Source organism: Schlesneria sp., assembly GCF_036405755.1.
Classification (GTDB): Bacteria; Planctomycetota; Planctomycetia; order Planctomycetales; family Planctomycetaceae; genus Schlesneria; species Schlesneria sphaerica.
Genome location: NZ_DASWWZ010000278.1, coordinates 1 through 2,847 on the forward strand (window position 1 = coordinate 1; position 2,847 = coordinate 2,847).

Annotated in this window: 3 protein-coding genes; 2 read left to right on the plus strand and 1 reads right to left on the minus strand. The window is 55.3% G+C overall.

The window, feature by feature from the left end:
- A partial coding sequence (locus VGE80_RS09790) for a carbamoyl phosphate synthase small subunit (protein WP_440592536.1) occupies positions 1 to 520 on the plus strand: 520 nt, incomplete at its 5' end.
- Positions 521 to 646: 126 nt separating this feature from the next.
- Complete coding sequence (gene ndk / locus VGE80_RS09795; RefSeq protein ID WP_373653868.1) at positions 647 to 1,108, plus strand: nucleoside-diphosphate kinase; 462 nt, start codon at positions 647 to 649, stop codon at positions 1,106 to 1,108.
- A 9-nt stretch (positions 1,109 to 1,117) separates the two neighbouring features.
- On the opposite strand, the gene VGE80_RS09800 is transcribed toward ndk, so the two are convergent.
- Positions 1,118 to 2,191, minus strand: coding sequence for an AAA family ATPase (locus VGE80_RS09800; RefSeq protein ID WP_373651004.1), 1,074 nt, complete (start codon positions 2,189 to 2,191; stop codon positions 1,118 to 1,120).
- Positions 2,192 to 2,847 lie beyond the last annotated feature (656 nt).

A 2,847-nucleotide genomic window follows, 5' to 3' on the forward strand; every position in this document is an offset into this window, starting at 1 on the left:
CATCCTGCGGCACCTGAAGGCGATAGGATGTCGGGTGACGGTTGTTCCCGGAAACGCGTCCGCCGAAGAAGTGCTCGCACTCAAACCGGACGGCGTATTTCTGTCTAACGGGCCTGGCGATCCGGAACCCCTCACCTACGCGATCTCGACGATTCGCAATTTGCTCGGCAAGACACCCGTTTTCGGGATTTGTCTGGGCCATCAGCTTCTGGGACTGGCCAGCGGTGCCGAGACATACAAGCTGAAGTTTGGGCATCGAGGGGCCAATCAACCCGTTCTGAATAAAGCGAACGGTCGGGTTGAGATCACATCGCAGAACCATGGTTTTGCAATCTCGGCCGAGACACTGCCCGACAGCCTCGAAGTCACCCACGTGAATCTGAACGATCAGACGATCGAAGGGTTTCGACATCGAGAGTTTCCCGCCTTCAGTGTGCAGTATCATCCTGAGGCCGCAGCCGGACCGCATGACAGCAGCTATCTCTTTCAAGAGTTTCTGCAGTTGATGGCCAAGGCTTGAGCCGACACCGGCCATCGTCTCTAGTCTGATCAAGTGGTTCCAGATTGGCACTATTCGTCGCGGTGACGTTGTTGGCCGGAATGAGTCAACTTTCATTTTTCAACAGTTAAGGAATGTTCGATGGCGCTGGAACGTAGTTTTGTTTTGCTGAAGCCCGATGCCGTGGCTCGTCGTCTGGTGGGAGAGATCCTGGGACGATTCGAGTCCAAGGGACTGAAGATTGTCGGGATGAAGATGCTGAAGGTGACACCCGAGCTTTCCAAGCAGCACTACGCCGAACACGTCAGCAAGCCGTTCTATCCCATGCTTGAGCAGTTCATCACCTCGGGGCCGGTCATTGCTCTGGCCGTTGAAGGGCCTCAGGCGATCTCCGTGATTCGGGCCATGCTCGGTTCAACCAATGGACGGGAAGCTCCGCTGGGAACCATCCGTGGCGATTTCGGGTTGAGTCGTCAGATGAACCTGGTTCATGGCAGTGACGGTACTGATGCTGCTGCCCGCGAACTGGCCATTTACTTCAAGCCAGAAGAATTGCTCAACTACCAGGACTCGCTTGATCCCTGGACCTGTGCCTCAGACGAGAAGTAAGCGGGTCTTTCAGCCACGAGCCAGCCGCTCTGCCCGTTGATTGAGTTCGACGGGCACTTTGTCGATGAGCATCTCGATCACCGCATCGGCATCGATCTTCTGGCTCTGGGCAGCGAACGTCGTGACAAGGCGATGGCGCAGCACCGGGTGCGCCATCGCCTTGATGTCTTCTGTCATCACGTGAAATCGTCCTTGAAGCAAGGCGCGAGCTTTCGCACCGAGAATCAGATTCTGTCCTGCTCGGGGCCCTGCTCCCCACGAGAGATATTCTTTCACAAAGCCTGGTGCATCGGCTTCTCGGGGCCGTGTGGCTCGCACCAGATCTCGTGCGTAAATAAAGACGTGTTCTGCGACGGGAACCCTGCGCACCACTTCCTGAAGTGCGAGAATCTGTCGACCCGTCAGGGTCACGGTGAGCTGCGGTTCTTCTCCGCTGGTGGTCTGCTTGAGGATTCGCAATTCCTCTGCGGCGTCAGGGTACTTCACGACGATGTTGAACATAAACCGGTCCAGTTGTGCCTCGGGAAGAGGATAGGTCCCTTCCTGCTCGATCGGATTCTGCGTCGCGAGCACAAAGAACGGGACGGGCAGTCGATAGGTGTTCGAACCGACCGTGACATGTCTTTCCTGCATGGCTTCCAGCAGCGCCGCCTGCGTCTTGGGTGGAGTGCGGTTGATTTCATCGGCGAGAAGCACATTGGTAAAAATCGGCCCCTGCATGAATTGAAAAAGGCGTCTTCCGGAGTCGGGGTCTTCCTGGAGAACGTCTGTGCCAGTGATGTCGGACGGCATGAGGTCCGGGGTGAACTGGATTCGGCGATAGGACAGTTGCAGGATTTTCGCGACGGTGCTGACCAGTAATGTTTTCGCCAGCCCGGGGACACCCATCAGGAGACAGTGCGACTTGCAGAACATGGCGATCAGCAATTGATCGATAACATCATCCTGTCCGATGATGACCTTACCGATTTCCTGTCGCAGTCGTGAGTAGGCCGTTGCGAGTCCCCGAATTGCAGCCAGTTCTCGATCGCGGGCTGAGGTGTCAGAGTGCGAGGCTTGGTCATCATTCGCTCTCACATTCATCAGATCTGCCTTCGGTGAATCAAGTTGATATCCGCCTAGAGATACGATAGCAGGTCATTGATTTGCAAACCAAATCGAGGCCCGGACACGGAAATACATTGACATCACGGGAGGGCAGATCGAGCGGTGTGGAGTTGGAGTCATGAGCCCGTTTCGAGTCAAGCTCGTGTCTGACAGGCGGAGTTGGCACGAAATTGAAAGATTTCTGCGTCGCTCATAAGCCTGTTCGCTGCTGAGAAAGCCGGGAACCAGACCGCAGGTTAGTGAAACCGGGGCGATTGATGGAAGCAGGCTGGTCATCGCGGCACGTTTTCATGTTGCGATTATTGATAAATTCTAGAAACAGTGTCACCTTGTACCGGTAATTGACGTTCGCTTCCCGGGCGTTGAATCTGGAATTTCAGCAGCGTCGCCATCGCACACCACGACGATAGCTCCGGCCATCCAGAAAACTATCCAACTCAATCAAACGCAAGGAACTGCTTCAATGTCCGGAAACGATCTTTGGGTTGATACTCCTCACGAACCACAGCCTCTTCCGCCGGTTCCGAAAAAACGAATGAGCGGCTGCATGATCGCAGCAATCATCGGTGGTATTTTCGGCACGTTGGGCCTGCTGGTCTGTTGTGGCGTCTTGGGGTGGCTCGTGACCATGA